At 61.2% G+C, this 14,954-nt stretch carries 14 protein-coding genes; 9 read left to right on the top strand and 5 right to left on the bottom strand.

What is annotated here, in order from left to right; translation table 11 throughout:
• The first annotated feature begins 21 nt into the window (after positions 1–21).
• The 7 genes from NKF25_RS06560 (at position 22) to NKF25_RS06530 (ending at position 6,490) form a co-directional block, all read left to right on the top strand.
• Positions 22–960, top strand: a complete 939-nt coding sequence (locus NKF25_RS06560; RefSeq protein WP_253225898.1) for a sugar ABC transporter permease — start codon at positions 22–24, stop codon at positions 958–960.
• A complete protein-coding gene (locus NKF25_RS06555; protein WP_253225897.1) occupies positions 960–1,790 on the top strand; it encodes a carbohydrate ABC transporter permease in 831 nt (276 codons plus the stop codon). Before NKF25_RS06560 ends, NKF25_RS06555 begins: the two co-directional genes overlap by 1 nt.
• 68 nt (positions 1,791–1,858) lie before the next feature.
• Entirely contained in the window at positions 1,859–3,031 is a 1,173-nt protein-coding gene (gene ugpC / locus NKF25_RS06550) for a sn-glycerol-3-phosphate ABC transporter ATP-binding protein UgpC (RefSeq protein WP_253225896.1), read from the top strand.
• Between the two features lie 29 nt (positions 3,032–3,060).
• Positions 3,061–3,720, top strand: coding sequence for a class II aldolase/adducin family protein (locus NKF25_RS06545; protein WP_066147244.1), 660 nt, complete (start codon positions 3,061–3,063; stop codon positions 3,718–3,720).
• Between the two features lie 90 nt (positions 3,721–3,810).
• Entirely contained in the window at positions 3,811–4,962 is a 1,152-nt protein-coding gene (gene dgoD, locus NKF25_RS06540) for a galactonate dehydratase (RefSeq protein ID WP_253225895.1), read from the top strand.
• A gap of 88 nt (positions 4,963–5,050) precedes the next feature.
• Positions 5,051–5,704 (top strand): DUF5828 family protein, encoded by a 654-nt coding sequence (locus tag NKF25_RS06535; protein ID WP_253225894.1) that lies wholly within the window; start codon positions 5,051–5,053, stop codon positions 5,702–5,704.
• Positions 5,705–5,815: 111 nt separating this feature from the next.
• Entirely contained in the window at positions 5,816–6,490 is a 675-nt protein-coding gene (locus tag NKF25_RS06530) for a helix-turn-helix domain-containing protein (protein ID WP_253225893.1), read from the top strand.
• 12 nt (positions 6,491–6,502) lie between these two features.
• Here the strand turns inward: NKF25_RS06530 and NKF25_RS06525 are convergent, their stop codons facing one another.
• On the bottom strand, positions 6,503–6,889 hold the full coding sequence (locus NKF25_RS06525; protein ID WP_253225892.1) for a hypothetical protein: 387 nt from the start codon (positions 6,887–6,889) through the stop codon (positions 6,503–6,505).
• Positions 6,882–7,670, bottom strand: coding sequence for a hypothetical protein (locus NKF25_RS06520; RefSeq protein WP_253225891.1), 789 nt, complete (start codon positions 7,668–7,670; stop codon positions 6,882–6,884). The genes NKF25_RS06525 and NKF25_RS06520 overlap by 8 nt, the downstream gene beginning before the upstream one ends.
• 315 nt (positions 7,671–7,985) lie before the next feature.
• Here NKF25_RS06520 and NKF25_RS06515 point away from each other — a divergent pair, with 315 nt between their 5' ends.
• Positions 7,986–9,347: an OFA family MFS transporter gene (locus NKF25_RS06515; RefSeq protein WP_253225890.1), complete on the top strand. Its 1,362-nt coding sequence runs from the start codon at positions 7,986–7,988 to the stop codon at positions 9,345–9,347.
• Between the two features lie 8 nt (positions 9,348–9,355).
• On the opposite strand, the gene NKF25_RS06510 is transcribed toward NKF25_RS06515, so the two are convergent.
• A complete protein-coding gene (locus NKF25_RS06510) occupies positions 9,356–9,871 on the bottom strand; it encodes a thioesterase family protein (RefSeq protein ID WP_253225889.1) in 516 nt (171 codons plus the stop codon).
• A 1,092-nt stretch (positions 9,872–10,963) separates the two neighbouring features.
• Between NKF25_RS06510 and NKF25_RS06505 the strand changes: the two genes are divergently transcribed.
• Positions 10,964–12,640: a glycosyl hydrolase family 18 protein gene (locus NKF25_RS06505; RefSeq protein WP_253225888.1), complete on the top strand. Its 1,677-nt coding sequence runs from the start codon at positions 10,964–10,966 to the stop codon at positions 12,638–12,640.
• Between the two features lie 225 nt (positions 12,641–12,865).
• Here NKF25_RS06505 and NKF25_RS06500 read toward each other — a convergent pair whose 3' ends face one another.
• Together NKF25_RS06500 and dgoD (NKF25_RS06495) are read right to left on the bottom strand one after the other, a co-directional pair.
• A complete protein-coding gene (locus tag NKF25_RS06500) occupies positions 12,866–13,609 on the bottom strand; it encodes an IclR family transcriptional regulator (RefSeq protein WP_253225887.1) in 744 nt (247 codons plus the stop codon).
• Between the two features lie 78 nt (positions 13,610–13,687).
• Entirely contained in the window at positions 13,688–14,839 is a 1,152-nt protein-coding gene (gene dgoD / locus NKF25_RS06495) for a galactonate dehydratase (protein ID WP_253225886.1), read from the bottom strand.
• Positions 14,840–14,954: the final 115 nt, after the last annotated feature.

Below are 14,954 nucleotides of genomic sequence, written 5' to 3'. Positions count from 1 at the left end.
GACGAATTCGACCGAGAAACCATGAGTTTAGACACCCAATCAGGAACGAACCAAGGAACGCAGTCCGAGGGGCGATTCCGCAGCGCGTGGAACGAGTACCTGCCGGTGTGGCTCGCCACACCGATGGTGCTCGTCGTCCTCCTCATCACTATATTCCCCGGAATATACGACCTGTACCTCAGCCTCGTCAATTACAACTACGTCCACCCCGAGCAACTCGGGACGTTCACCGGACTCCACAACTTCCGAGTGATATTCACCGACCCCGTCGTCTGGAAATCGATCACGGTGACGGCCATCTTCGTGACGTGTGCGTTGATCCTCGAACTCGTCATCGGGTTCTTCCTCGCCGCGTTGCTGACGAACGTGGAGAACAGGTGGGCCGAGACGTTCTACAGGATCGTCTTCATCCTGCCGATGGCCGTCGCGCCGGTCAGTTTGGCGATGATCGGACGGATCATGCTCGACCCGCAACTCGGCATCATCGCGTACGCCATCAACACGTACACGCCGTTCGCGGCACCGAACTTCCTCACGAACCTGCCGCTGCTGACGGTCATCCTCATGGACGCGTGGAACTGGACGCCGTTCATGTTCATCATCCTCTACGCCGGGATGTCGTCGGTTCCGGACGAACTGAAAGAGGCGGCGCGCATCGACGGCGCGCCGACGTGGCGGACGTACGTCCACGTCATCATCCCGTACATGAAACCGGTCATCTTCGTGGCGTTCCTCATCCGCCTCATCGACCTGTTCCGCACGTTCGGGACGGTGTACGGACTGACCCGCGGTGGCCCCGGCAACGCGACGAAGCTCATCAGCATCCAGATCTTCCAGACAGGGTTCACGTACATCGACATCGGTGCAGCGAGCGCGCTCGCCATCGTGTACCTCGTCGTCGTCCTCATCATCTGTAACGTGCTGATTCGCGTCGTCGGCTTCGAGGGGGTGTTGGAGTGATGGCAGTCTCGGATAGGACGAAGAACGTGGGGCGACACGTCGTCCTGCTCGTGTGGGCGTTCGTCTGTCTCGCCCCACTCTGCTGGATCGGGTTCATGTCCCTCAAACCGCCGGGACACGCGCTGGACCTCCCGCCGAAGTGGGTGTTCCTGCCGACGGTGTACAACTACATGCAGTTGGCGAACGACCCGTCGTTCGTCCACGCGCTCACCAACAGCCTCATCAGCGTGACCGCCTCGGTGATCATCGTCCTGGTGGTCGGCGTTCCGGGCGCGTACGTCCTCTCGCGCTACGACGTGCCGAAGAAGCCGGACGTGCTCATCTGGATACTGTCGTCCCGGATGTTGCCACCCATCGCCGTGGTGATCCCGTTCTTCGTCATCTTCCGGACGTTCCACCTCTACGACACGCTGGTCGGACTGGTGTTCATGTACGTGACCATCAACATCGCGCTGGTGGTCTGGGTGATGAAGGCCTTCTTCGACGGCATTCCGCAGTCGCTCGAAGAGGCGGCGCTCGTGGACGGCGCGACGCGCTCGCAAGCGTTCCGGAAGGTCGTGTTGCCCTCGGCACTCCCGGGCATCATCTCCGTCGCCATCATCAGCTTCATCTTCGCGTGGATCGAGCTGCTGTTCTCGCTCATCCTCACGAACAACCACGCACAGACGCTTTCGCTGGCGGTGTACGGCTTCATCGGCTCCCGAAACATCGAGTGGTCGATGCTGGCGGCCGCGTCGATGACGATGATCATCCCAGTGTTGGTGCTTCTCGTCGCCGCGAATCGCTACCTCGCGTCGGGACTGAGCTTCGGCGCCGTGTTGAAGGAATAAACATATGAGATTTGAAATGAACCGAATAAAGTCAACATTTATTTGGGAAGAACGAGCATACTAGACCAATGGCAGGAATCAGTATCGACAGCGTCGTCAAACGGTTCGACAGTCGGCAGGGTGAGATCACTGCCGTCGATGATGTCGACATCGACATCGGGGATGGCGAGTTCGTCGTCCTCGTCGGACCGTCAGGGAGCGGGAAATCGACCCTGCTCCGGATGGTATCGGGACTCGAACAGCAGACGGAAGGTGACATCTGGATTCAGGACGAACTCGTGAACGGGATGTCGCCACGCGACCGGGACATCGCGATGGTGTTCCAGAACTACGCGCTCTACCCGAACATGAGCGTCCGCGAGAACATGAGCTTCGGCCTCAAGATGTCCACCGACCTCTCGGGCGAGGAAATCGAGGAGCGCGTCGAGCGCGTCGCACGGACGATGGACATCGAGAATTTACTGGACAACAACCCGTCACAGATGTCCGGTGGCCAACGACAGCGCGTCGCGCTCGGCCGCGCCATCGTCCGTGACCCCAACGCGTTCCTGATGGACGAACCGCTGTCCAATTTGGACGCGAAACTGCGAACCGTCATGCGGACCGAAATCAATCGCCTCCAGTCGGAACTGGACGTGACGACGCTGTACGTCACCCACGACCAGACGGAAGCGATGACGATGGGCGACCGCCTCGTCGTCCTCAACGAAGGCGAATTACAGCAGATCGGCACCCCGCTCGAATGCTTCTACCGGCCGGAAAACCTCTTCGTCGCGAGTTTCATCGGGTCGCCGTCGATGAACTTCTTCGAAGCCGAACGCGAGGGGCGAACGCTCCTCGCGGACGGGTTCGACTACGAACTTTCCGAGGACATCACGGCGTCCACCGAGGGGCACGAGCGCGTGACCATCGGCGTTCGACCGGAGGACGTGGAGATCAGAACCGGGGAGGAAAGCGAGAACGGGTTCCGGTGTCAGGTCGATGTCGTGGAGCCGATGGGAAGTATCCGATATCTGTACCTCAAACCGGTCGAACAGTCACACGACGGCACGTTCGTCGTGGAGATAGACGGCCAGCGTCCGGTGGACGAAGGCGAGGAGTTGTACGCCGACATCCCCGCCGAGACGATGTATCTCTTCGACACGGAGACCGGGAACGCGATTCATCACCGAACACTCACCGAGGAAGCCGAATCCGAACTCTCCGATCGGATGGCTGACGTCGGCGTCACATCGGAGTAATCACAACGGTGGAGCGAATAGGAGACAACATGGACGAAACGGAAGACCCATATCACGACGAACGGGACGCGATACGCGAGTACGGCATCGAACTCATCGAACGCGGACTGACCGAGGGAACCGGCGGAAACCTGAGTATGCGAATCGACGACGAACACATCGCCATCAGCCCGTCCGGCGTCCCCTACAGCGAAATCGACGTGTGGGACGTTCCGGTCGTGGACCTCGACGGGAACGTCCTCACGGGCGACCGGGAGCCATCGACGGAACTGCCGATGCACTTGGCGGTGTACGAGCGGCGCGACGACGTCGGCGGCGTCGTTCACACCCACTCGCCGTACGCGACGTCCTTCGCGGCGCTCGGCGAACCGATTCCGGCGTCACACTACCTCGTGGCGTTCGCGGGAACGCACGTCCCGGTCGCGGAGTATCGGACCCACGCCACCCCCGAACTCGGTGAAGCGGCAACGGAATCACTCGGTGACGAGTTCAACGCGACGCTGTTGAAAAACCACGGGGTGTTGACGGCCGACGACTCGCTCGCGAGCGCGTTCGACGTGGCCGAGATGGTCGAGTACTGCGCCCGGATCCATCACCTCGCGTCCACCGTCGGGACGCCCGATATCCTCCCCGACGAGGAGATCAGGCGGATACAGGGCAAACTGGAGAGCTACGGCACGAGCGAATAGCGACCGTCGCCGTCGCTTCGAACGTCCATTTGATTCCCCCGTCCCGCTGGTGCACGGAAGGATCAAGTGGTTCCACCGAGAGGGTCGCGTATGCGCATCGTCGACTACGAACTGTTCGAAGTGCCGCCCCGGTGGCTCCTCCTGCGGTTGGAAACCGCCGACGGAACCGTCGGGTGGGGAGAGCCGATAGTGCAGGGACGGATCAAGGCGGTTCGCGGCGCGGTCGAGGAACTGCTGGAGACGTATCTTGTCGGCGAGGACCCGCTCCCCATCGAGAAACACTGGGAGACGATGTATCGCGGCGGGTTCTTCCGCGGCGGTCCGATCCTGATGAGCGCCATCGCCGGTATCGACATGGCGCTGTGGGACATCAAGGGAAAACACTACGGAGCGCCCGTTCACGCGCTCCTCGGGGGGCCGGTTCGGGACAGACTGCGGGTTCACCAGTGGATTGGCGGCGAATCACCCGAGGAAATCGCCGTCTCGGCGCGCGAGATGGTCGCCGCGGGCTATTCCGCGCTGAAGCTGAACGGGACGACGGAGTTTCGACCCTTGGCGTCGCCAGCGGAAGTGGACGCCGTCGAATCCCGATTGCGGGCGGTTCGAACCGCCGTCGGCGACGACGTGGACATCGGGATCGACTTCCACGGCCGCGTTTCGTTTCCGATGGCGAAACGGATCGTGAGCGCGCTGGAGAAGTACAGCCCGATGTATTTCGAACAGCCGGTTCCGCCGGAGCAGAACGGACGGCTTCGGGAAGTCGCCATGCACACCACGGTGCCGGTTTCGACCGGCGAGCGACTGTACTCGCGGTGGGAGTTCGAGGAGGCGCTCATCGACGGCGTCGTCGGCGTCTTCAACCCCGACATCACGCACGTCGGGGGTATCTCGGAGATGCGAAAGGTAGCCACGATAGCCGAGACGCACGGTGTCGCGCTCGTTCCCCACTGTCCCCTCGGCCCCATCGCGCTCGCCGCCAGCCTCCAAGTGGGGTTCTGCTCGGGGAACATCGTGGTACAGGAACACAGTTTGAACCTTCACGACGTGGAACGGAGTACCGGCTTGGCCCTCCTCGAAGACCCATCGGTGTTCGGCTTCGCGGACGGGTACGTGACGGCACCGGACGCGCCGGGACTCGGCGTGTCCATCGACGAAGAGCGAGTTCGGGAGCGTGCCGAACACGACGTGATGTGGCACAATCCAATCTGGCATCACGACGACGGGAGTTTTGCCGAGTGGTAACGCTTCGGGCGCGAGTTCCGGTTCGCGTATAAACGGCAGGGATATGCCGGGACGAAGGATAGCCACGCTGAGCCCGTATGACCTATCCATGGAAGAAAGCGTTTCGGGGTTCAAGCAGGAAGGTGGATGGGTCGCCGTGGTCGAGCACGGCGAGCGCATCACTGCCGCGCTGGAAGCGGAAGGGATTTCCGGGGCAGAGTTCGAGGACTGGGACGAGTGGCGGCCCAAGGCGGAGGAACGATTCGGGGAGGAGGTCAACGAGAAGACCGCGGAACAGGCCAGCACGAGCGAGGGGGACGGCGAAAAATCCGGGAAAACTCCGCTGGAGGACATCAGTACCGCGGGGGATAGTATTGGGGGGACGATTCAAGAGCTCGAAGACGGCGATTTAGAGGACGCGGCCGAAGAGGGGCAAGAAGCGGTGGAACACGCGACCCGTGCGGCCGACACGGCGGCACGGAAAGGCCTCCGTGCGGTCGAGAACACGGTGTACAAACACGTGATGACGAAAGTATCGCCATGTTACTTCGACAACGCGCTCGTCAGCGCGAACATCGACCGAATCGGGTCCGGACGGCCGCAGTATCGATTCGAGGTAAACGTCAACGACGATTCGCTGAAACGGAGCGTCAGCGACCTGCTGGCGGAGTACGAGGACATCGAGCGATGGCGAATCGAGACGGAGAAGAACACACGGAGCGCGGCGATATCGGAAGGTATCGAATCGGTAACCGAAGAGTAGTGTACCGGTTCCGAATTCGCTCGTAAAGTTGTGAACCGGTTCCGCATCCGCTCGTAAACACCTCCCCCGTGGGCGTGCCCGTTATTGCGGTAGCGAACGTTAGTATCGGTCATGGGTGTCGTCGTAGAGGCGGAAATTCCGGCGAACGAATTCGCGCTGTGGGAGACGGGGACGGCGGTAGAGGGGTTGGCGTTCGAAATCGAGCGAATCGTCGCTCACGACCCCGAGCGAGTCATGCCGTTCATCTGGGTGAGTGGAGAAGATGCCGACGGCGAGCGAGTACAGCGGGCGCTGGAGGGCGACCCGAGCACCGCGAACGTTCGGTTGGTCGCCGAACTCGACGACGAATGGCTGTACCAGATGGACTGGATAGATTCCATCCAGACGCTCGTGCAAATTCTGGTCGAAGAGGAGGGAACCATTTTGGCGGCGTTCGGCCGGGACGGAACGTGGCACGTTCGGGCGCTGTTTCCGGAGTACGGTTCGCTGTCGAGAACGTACGATTACTGTACGAACAACGACCTGACGTTCGACGTCAAGCGGATTTATCGGTTGGACGAGGGGAAAGGCGGCCGGTTCGGCCTCACGGAGCAACAACAGGAGACGCTCGAAGCCGCGTTCGAGCGCGGCTATTTCGAGATTCCACAGGAAGTCACGATGGACGATCTCGCGGGGGACCTCGACATCTCCCCGCAGGCGCTCTCGGAGCGCCTGCATCGCGGTCACAAGAACCTGATCAAAAACACGGTCATGGTCGGTCGGGGTGCCGAAGGAGAGGGAAAATAGCCGACGGGTCGTTCAATCGTCGTGACGGTGTTCGTCGAAGCCGTAGATGTTCGTGTCCATGGAATCGTGGCCGTCCGTCGGCGACGAGCGAACGTCGTGGCGCATGATGGCGTAGAAGAGGAGGCCAAGACCGATCGAAAACAGCACGCCTTCGCTCGATTGGAGCAACAGACGTTCGGTACCGTTTAGGAAGTACTCACCGCGAATACCGAGCCGATACACCGGGTCGACGAGACCACCGAGGACGATGAACCCGAACCCGATGGTCGAGAACAGATACGATTTCATTTTCGGATTTTGATAGTACGCGATGAAGCTCAGCGCCATCAGGAGACTGCTCATGACGAACATCAGCAAATTGGCGAAGATGAACGCCCACAGTTCGACTGGTCTAGCCATGATGCGGGTCTCTCCAGAAGCTCGGCCAGTCGAGCGAGGTACCCGTCCCCCCACCCGCCTCCTGATAGGAGGTCAACAACCCGCCGAAGAATCCATCGAGCCTGCTCACGAGACGGTTGTCGGGTTCGTTGAAGATCGTCACGACCTTTTCGAGCGCGGGATTGCCAGTGTACGCAACCCGACCGGATTCGGGGTTGTATCGGACGATATCGGCCGTCGCGAGCATCGGGAGATGGATGTGGGTCAGGGCCAGCAGGATTTCGTCGAGCGTCGACTGATCCGGTTCCTCCGTATCGGTTTCGTGTCGAGCGATTCGACGGGCGAGGGCCGAGCGCGACATCGCGGTTCGGTTCTGCCAGTTGTCACGGAGGACGGAGAGGAGATACCGGCGTCGTCGGTCCGACAAACCGAACAGGACGTCGTCGACCCCCGCTTCCTCGGTTTCGAGAAGCTGCCTGAATCGCGGGTCAGTGAGCGCGCGGTGGTCCGTCGTGGTCACGGTTCCGGTCCCCTCGTCCCAGCCGACGAGACCGCTGTTCCGTAACACCGGGAGTTGTTTGTGGTGGAGGTCGAGGCGGATGGCCCGCACGTCTTCCTCCGAGACATCCGCCACCTGTGTTCCCCCCTCGGTCGCCGCGAGGAGACGGGCGAGTTCACGCTCGTCCGTTGCCGCCGTTCGGTCAAGGAGTATCGCGAGAGTCGATCGCCGTCGGTTGGTTTCCACCGCAGCGAACATCGGATGTTGCACCTCGGGTTCCATCGGGCGGTTTTGTTTCTCCATCGTTCGTCCCTACTCGCTGGGGCGGGTATAGACAGAGCGGCTAATAGCAGAGCCTCCGAATACGAAAGGTAGACGCCCCATACCGGTTTCGAGGGACCGGTTAGAGCCGTCTCGATCGTAGCACACCTCCTGGAACGTTCGGGAGATCGTCCATGGCAGAAACTCAGTCGCCACGTCATCAGTCATCGGCACCGTGAGCAGTGGACTCGTCGTCGAGGTAGTCACCCTGAATCTCCGCCGTAACGCGTATCACGCTCGTCGTCGTGGTGATGGCGTACAGTCGTTGGAGTGCGCATCAGGATTCGACACCGAGCGATGATATCTGAAACGGAGGGAAGCGACGTTTCGGCCCGTGCACGGGACGTACTGGGTTTTTCGCGATGGTGGCAGATCGTGGCTGGCGTCGTCATGATGGGATTGGTCAGCCCGTACCAGTACATGTGGTCGTCGGTGCAGGGACCGCTAGCGCGGGACCTCGGGGTCCCGCTGTCAGCCCTCGGAGCGGTGTTCAGCCTGTACGTGTTCTTCCAAGCCGGGTCGCAGTTCCCCGCAGGGTGGTGGCGGGACAATCACGGACCACGACCGATGGCCGTTCTGGCGGGCGTGCTCGCCGGGAGCGGGTACGTCGGACTGACGTTCGCCACCGAACTATGGCAGGTGTATCTGCTCTACTCGCTGGGGGCCATCGGTACCGGAATGGTGTATACGGTCGCCATCAACACCGCCCTCAAGTGGTTTCCAGATCGACGTGGGATCACCACCGGTGCGGGTTCGATGGCGTTCACCGCGGGGAGCGCGTTGTTCGTCCCCTACATTCGGTTCCAATCGGCTTCCGGCGCGTTTCTGTCGGGGCTTCGAACCATCGGCTTGCTCGTCGGAATCGGCGTCATCGCGTGTGCGCTCGTCCTTCGTGATCCCCCGAAGGATTGGCTGGACGACGACGGTGGTAAGGACGATGACGAGGGGGATGAAAACGAGGACGCTGACAACGACGGCGGTGAGGATGACAGGGATTTCGTCGATGACGCCCGCGACGAGGGATCGGAAACGGCGAGCGAGTGGACCGGAATCGGAACGGGTCGTCAGTACACGTGGCGCGAAGTCGTCCGGACGTGGCAGTTCTGGACGATGTATGCCCTATTCGTCGGGATTTCCGGGGCGGGGCTGATGCTCACGGCGAACCTCATTCCGTTCGCGGACCAGTTCGGCTTCGCCGCGCTGCTGGTGACGCTGACGGCGACCATCCTCCCCGTCGCGGACGCCATCGGCGAACTCGTCGTCGGCGGGATTTCGGACCGTGTCAGTCGGGAGCGATTGATGACGGTGACGTTCTCGCTCTGCGGAATCGGACTCCTGTCGCTCGTCGGCACGGGAGCGGTCGGGTCGTCGCTCGGATTCCTCCTCGCCCTCGTCGTGGCGGCCGGTTTGGAGGGATCACAGTACACGCTGTTTCCGAGCCTCGTCGCCGATTACTACGGGGAGCGTCATTCCTCGGCGAACTACGCCGTCCTCTATTCGGCGAAGATACTGGGCGGCGTCTTCGGCGGGGTCGTCTCCGGATGGCTCGCCGGGGTCGCGGGGTGGACGCCGGTGTTCCTCGTCGGCAGCGGTCTCGCCATCGCCGCCGGGGTCGGTGCGTTCACGCTTCGCCCGCCGGACGACGAACGAACTGACTAACGGACCGACTAACGCTTCGCTTCGCCCGCGCGGTACGGCGCGAGCGCGTCCCGCCAGGCGTCGGGAAGCAGGGTTGGCTGGCCGTCGTCGTCGAGGTAGACGGAGACCGTTCGGCCGGTAGCGACGGTGGCGTCCCCGGTCCCGAGTTCGTACTCGATGGTGAGGCTGGTCTTACCGGTTTCGACCGGACCGAGCGCCGCGGTGACGGTGGCGTCCGGTTCGATGGGGGCCACGTACTCGACGTCTAGCGACCGCACCACGGTCGGTGCTGACGAGAGCGAGGTATCGAGCACCTCCTCGAACAGCCGTTCTTTCCCGCGTTCGAAGTAGCTGGCGTAAACGACGTGATTGACGTGCGAGCGGGTATCGAGATCACGAAACTGAACCTCGATGTCGTGGGTGTACGTCCGTGGTGTCATGTCGAAACCGAGTTCGGGCGGGAACTTGAGTTCACCTATCCGAAACGTCCCCACGAAATCGGTCGCTGGAGAGCGGATGGGTCGGTCACGCCGGGATGCAGTCATCACAACACGTACGAACAGACCGTTCGGAGGGAGAAATCATCAGGCGATACGGAACGGCGTACCGTAGGGAGCAACCACGTGAACGGAGGAAGAAATGTAATTCTAAACTCAGTAACGCACCGCTCTGGGAAACAGCCGTCAGTATGAAAGCAAAATATGGAAAGTTATATGACATGATATTACATCGACTATTGGTTCGAAAATTGAACGATAATCAAAAAACAGAGCCGGTCAAAATAGACCTATATAGGCCAATATGCACGGTCCTGAGTGCCAGTAGCAGAATAAGTTCAACAATATGTGAATTCCCCACACGCACTACACCAATATAATCTGTTTGTTTCTTATTTTGTTTTATGTTTTATTTATTAATAATAAATTAGATATTCGATTGAGAGGTGGTTCGACAGGGCGGTCGAAGGTCGTCGACGAACGAGGAATATCCGTTTCCGAGCCCATTACAGGACTACTGCTGTAATAGTTTTGAGTGGTTTGCGGTCGAATCATCAGTGAGAGTGGAGGGGATGAAAACCCACGAAATCCGGTCAGACAGCGACTCGGCGTGCCTGTCACTATGACGAAACATTCCCGACGAATCGTGTCGTGGTTCCGGCCGCACGGTCACACTCGGTGGCGCGCGTGTCGCCGAGCGCGTGATTAGTGGGACGTCGAAACCCGTCCGGGGATGCGACCCTATTGGGGTCGAGGGGAAGGAATTTCGTCCTGAGAAATTCGAACGAAATCGGCAGTGTCCGCGTCTGTCAGGGGCCGATTCACGGTGGTTGCCTTCCGGAGAGTTTCCTCACCGTCCGTTCTCCGATGCGACCCCAGAGCGGTCTGAATCGCCCGTCCCCCGAAAACGATTCGTGACGACTTCGGTTTCGGATGGGGTGTCACTATGACGAAACACCCACCTATCGTATGTGGACAGGAGAGGACGGCAAAATTTAATGTTTTGTTCCAGATATAAGTATTAGTCTATATCAATAGGTGAATTTAAATTGTTGTACTCTAAAATAAACCGCGAGGGTCGGGCACACAGTTTCGGCACACCGATGCCGGTCGTGAGTCACGACCCCGTCAACCGAACTCATGAAACAAACGCGACGAAACGTATTACGCAAGGTATCGGCACTTTCGGCACTGACGCTCGGCGCGAGTGGGCTGGCGGCAGCGGCCGACTGCAGCGGTTACTCCGACTGGCAGTCGGACGTCGCCTACACGGACGGCGACCGTGTCGTCTACGACGGCGCGCTGTGGGAAGCCCAATGGTGGACGCAAGCCAACGAACCCGAGACGAGCGACTCCGTCTGGGTGAAGGTCGGCCCGTGCGACGGGAGCGGCGGCGGTGGTGACGGTGGCGACGGCGGGGACGGCAACACGGCCCCGACCGCCTCGTTTACCGCGAACCCGATTTCGCCCGCACCGGGTGAGACGGCCACGTTCGACGCCTCGGGGTCGTCCGACTCGGACGGGTCCGTGGCATCCTACGACTGGACGTTCGGCGACGGCAGCAGCGCGACTGGCCAAAGCGTCACGCACAGCTACGGCAGCGCCGGTAGCTACACCGTCACGCTGACCGTGACCGACGACGCCGGGGCGACCGGTTCGGCGACGAAGACCGTCACCGTCGCCGACGGCGGAACGTCGCTCAACCAGCGCGTCACGGGCTACTACATGCAGTGGTCCCAATGGGACCGGGACTACTATCCGGGCGACATCCCGGTGGACAAGGTGTCGCACGTCAACTACGCGTTCCTGACGGTCGAACAGGACGGCACCGTGGACTACATTCAGGAGAGCGCGGCGATGAACGTTCTCCAACCGAAGTCGTGGCAGGACTGGACCGGCTTCGACAGCCTCGTGGACGACCCGAACACGAAGTTCCTGTTCTCCATCGGCGGGTGGAGCGATTCGACGCACTTCTCCGATGCGGCCAACACGCAGGCGAACCGCGAGCGGTTCGCGAGCACGGCCATCGACATCATGCAGGAGAACGATTTCGACGGCATCGACATCGATTGGGAGTATCCGGGCGGCGGCGGCAAGTCCGGAAACGTCGTCCGTGACGGTGACAAGGCGCGGTTCACGAAACTCCTGCAGGAAGTCCGCTCGCAACTCGACGACGCCGAAGCGGAGGACGGTAAGGAGTACCTCCTGACCGCAGCGATGTCCGCCGACCCCGACAAGGCGGAGGGGCTCGACCACGCGGCGAACGCGGAGGCGCTCGATTACGCGAGCATCATGGCCTACGACTACCACGGCGCGTTCGACGACTACACCAACCACGACGCGCCGCTGTACGCCAAGTCGAGCGACCCGTCGCCGCGGGCCGCCGATTTCAACGTCAACGCCTCGATGAACTACTGGGCCAACACGGCGTTCGACGCGTCACAGCTCTCGATGGGGATGCCGTTCTACGGCCGGAGCTTCGCCAACGTCACGAGCAGCACGAACGACGGGCTGTACCAGTCGTTCGACGGAGCCGCCAGCGGAACGTGGGGGCAGGACAACGGCGTCAAGGAGTTCTGGGACATCAATCAGAACCTCGAACCGAGTTCGGCGTACGACTACTACTGGGACGACACGGCGAAGGTCCCGTGGCTCTACTCGCCGTCGAAGGACATTTTCATCACCTACGACAACGAGCGGTCCATCGGTGCCAAGACCGATTACGCCGTGGACAACGACTTCGGCGGGGTGATGTTCTGGGCGTTCGCCAACGACAAGAACGAGGTGCTGCTGGACGCGATGCTCGACCATCTCTAGCGACCGGGAACGGTCAGAGCGAAAAGTTCGAGTTTTTTCGAGGAGGCGATCAGAGTGGCAGTCGTTGAGGGTGCGACGGGGGAGCGAACTCTACGAAGACGTGCGCAGATTCGGGTGAGAGGGAGGCCTCGAACGTCCCATTTGTTTCGAGGAGAAGTGTTTGGTTGGCGTGTAGTTACAACTACTGAGAAGACGACGATTCTCGTAGAGACTCGGCGTTTCGTCTCAGAGCGCCGTTTTGAGTTGTCGGACCGTGCCGAGCACCAGCCCCGGAACGTTCTCTTCGAGTCGCTTGCTACTCAATCGATCAGCGTGCCCCGCCACGTACACAGCGGCGACGTCGCCGTCGTGTTCCAGCGCGACGGCGATGCCGTTTCGCTCGGGGTGCTGTTCGCCCCGCTCGATGGCGATGCCGCGGTCGCGGATGCCGTCCAGTTCGCGTTCGAGTCGGTCCCGGTCGGTGATGGTGTTGTCCGTCCGCTCGGGAAGGCCGACGTCGTCGAGTATCGCGTCGATTTCCGTCGGCGAGAGACGAGCGAGGATGGCCTTTCCCGCGGCGGTACAGTGGAGATAGCGGTCGGTGAGTTCGGATTTCGACGGGGTGTCCGTGGACTGGTAGAGGTCGATGGTCGACGAACCCTGTTTGACGACGAGACTGGCCGTCTCGTCGGTGGTCGTCGCCAGTCGGTCGATGGCGGGCCGTCCGGCGCGATACAGGTCGGAATCGTACTGGATTCGGGAGCCGATTTCGAGGAAGCGGTACGAAAGGGAGTATTCGACGCCGTCCTTCTCGACGTATCCCAACTCCCGCAGCGTCGCCAGGTGTTTGTACGTGGTGCTTCTGGTGAACTCCAGCGCGTCGGCGAGTTCGGAAATCCCGACGGTTCCACCGCGGTTCGCCATCGTCGTTATCAGGGCGAACGTCTTCTTCGGTGCCGAAACCATCGATGTCTGGCCACCATCATCCATACCCACGTATGGAATTAAATGCTGATAAGTATTTCGTGATTCGAAATCGGTGCCGACGAGTACTGGTCGATGACCGGATTACCAATCGGCGATGCTGCCGTCCTCGTTTCGCCACGTCGGGTTGTACCACTCGACGTGACCCTCCGACCGTTCCTCGACGGCGGCCTCGTCGACATCGATACCGAGACCGGGTCCGTCGAGGATGTCGAGGTAGCCGTCCTCGAACGAGAAGACGGAGGCGTCTTCGAGGTAGTCGTACGCGGGGCCGCGGGCCGACGGGTGGACGTCGAACCCGTGGTCCTGCACGGCGAGGTTCGGAATCACGGTATCGACCTGCAACGACGCCGCGAGCGCGATGGGACCGAGCGGGCAGTTCGGGGCGACGGCCACGTCGTGTGCTTCGGCCATCGCCGCGAGTTTCACCAGTTCCGAAATACCCCCGGCGTGGGAGACGACGGGTTGGATGAGGTCCACCGCCCCGCCGCGGAAAACCGGCTTGTAATCCCATCGGGAGTACAGTCGTTCCCCGGTGGCGATGGGAACGTGTGACCCCTCGGCGATTCGGGGGAGGTGTTCGACGTTCTCCGGGAGGACGGGTTCCTCGACGAACATGAGGTTGCAGTCGGACAACCGGGCGGTGAGCGTCTTCGCCATCGACTTCGAGACGCGACCGCGGAAATCGACGCCGATGTCCACCGTGTCGTCCACGGCGTCCCGCACCTCCCGGATACGGTCGACGACCCGGTCTATCGTGGCGGCCGTCTCGATGTGACGGGTCTGGTTCGTCGCATCCATCTTCAGCGCGGTGTAACCGGTATCGGCGAGTCGGTTGGCCTCCTCGATGACGTCCGACGGGCGGTCGCCGCCGACCCACTGGTACACGCGGATCTTGTCCCGGCACTTCCCGCCGAGCAGTTCGTAGACGGGGAGGTCGTAGTACTTCCCCTTGATGTCCCACAACGCCTGATCGATTCCGGCGATGGCGCTCATGAGGATGGGACCGCCTCGATAGAACCCACTCCGGTACAGCGCCTGCCAGTGGTCCTCGATTTGTCGAGGGTCCCGCCCGACCAGATAGCCGTCGAGCATCTCCGACACCGCCGCCCGGACGGTCTTCGCCCGCCCCTCGACGATGGGTTCGCCCCATCCGACGATACCCGCGTCGGTTTCGATCTTCAGGAACAGCCATCGGGGCGGAAGTTCGTACAGGTCGTAGCCGGTAATTTCCATACTCGTCGATGCACGGAAGATTACAAAACCGTGACGAACGGATCGTGTCGAGGGGGCGAGTGAGGAATTTCGCCGATTGGCCAATTTCGCGCCAAATTCATCCAGCCTCCCTCCA

Source organism: Haladaptatus sp. AB643, from assembly GCF_024136975.1.
Classification (GTDB): Archaea; Halobacteriota; Halobacteria; order Halobacteriales; family Haladaptataceae; genus Haladaptatus.
Note: the sequence above shows the minus strand (reverse complement) of the source record. Positions and strands in the feature narration are given on the sequence as shown.

Excerpts from the sequence above, each read along its gene's own strand:
- NKF25_RS06560 (WP_253225898.1), top strand. The coding sequence starts at position 22 with ATGAGTTTAGACACCCAATCAGGAACGAACCAAGGAACGCAGTCCGAG.
- ugpC (WP_253225896.1), top strand. The coding sequence starts at position 1,859 with ATGGCAGGAATCAGTATCGACAGCGTCGTCAAACGGTTCGACAGTCGG.
- NKF25_RS06555 (WP_253225897.1), top strand. The coding sequence starts at position 960 with ATGGCAGTCTCGGATAGGACGAAGAACGTGGGGCGACACGTCGTCCTG.
- NKF25_RS06520 (WP_253225891.1), bottom strand. The coding sequence starts at position 7,670 with ATGGAGAAACAAAACCGCCCGATGGAACCCGAGGTGCAACATCCGATG.
- NKF25_RS06505 (WP_253225888.1), top strand. The coding sequence starts at position 10,964 with ATGAAACAAACGCGACGAAACGTATTACGCAAGGTATCGGCACTTTCG.
- NKF25_RS06545 (WP_066147244.1), top strand. The coding sequence starts at position 3,061 with ATGGACGAAACGGAAGACCCATATCACGACGAACGGGACGCGATACGC.
- dgoD (WP_253225895.1), top strand. The coding sequence starts at position 3,811 with ATGCGCATCGTCGACTACGAACTGTTCGAAGTGCCGCCCCGGTGGCTC.
- NKF25_RS06510 (WP_253225889.1), bottom strand. The coding sequence starts at position 9,871 with ATGACTGCATCCCGGCGTGACCGACCCATCCGCTCTCCAGCGACCGAT.
- NKF25_RS06535 (WP_253225894.1), top strand. The coding sequence starts at position 5,051 with ATGGAAGAAAGCGTTTCGGGGTTCAAGCAGGAAGGTGGATGGGTCGCC.
- NKF25_RS06530 (WP_253225893.1), top strand. The coding sequence starts at position 5,816 with ATGGGTGTCGTCGTAGAGGCGGAAATTCCGGCGAACGAATTCGCGCTG.
- dgoD (WP_253225886.1), bottom strand. The coding sequence starts at position 14,839 with ATGGAAATTACCGGCTACGACCTGTACGAACTTCCGCCCCGATGGCTG.
- NKF25_RS06515 (WP_253225890.1), top strand. The coding sequence starts at position 7,986 with ATGATATCTGAAACGGAGGGAAGCGACGTTTCGGCCCGTGCACGGGAC.
- NKF25_RS06500 (WP_253225887.1), bottom strand. The coding sequence starts at position 13,609 with ATGGATGATGGTGGCCAGACATCGATGGTTTCGGCACCGAAGAAGACG.
- NKF25_RS06525 (WP_253225892.1), bottom strand. The coding sequence starts at position 6,889 with ATGGCTAGACCAGTCGAACTGTGGGCGTTCATCTTCGCCAATTTGCTG.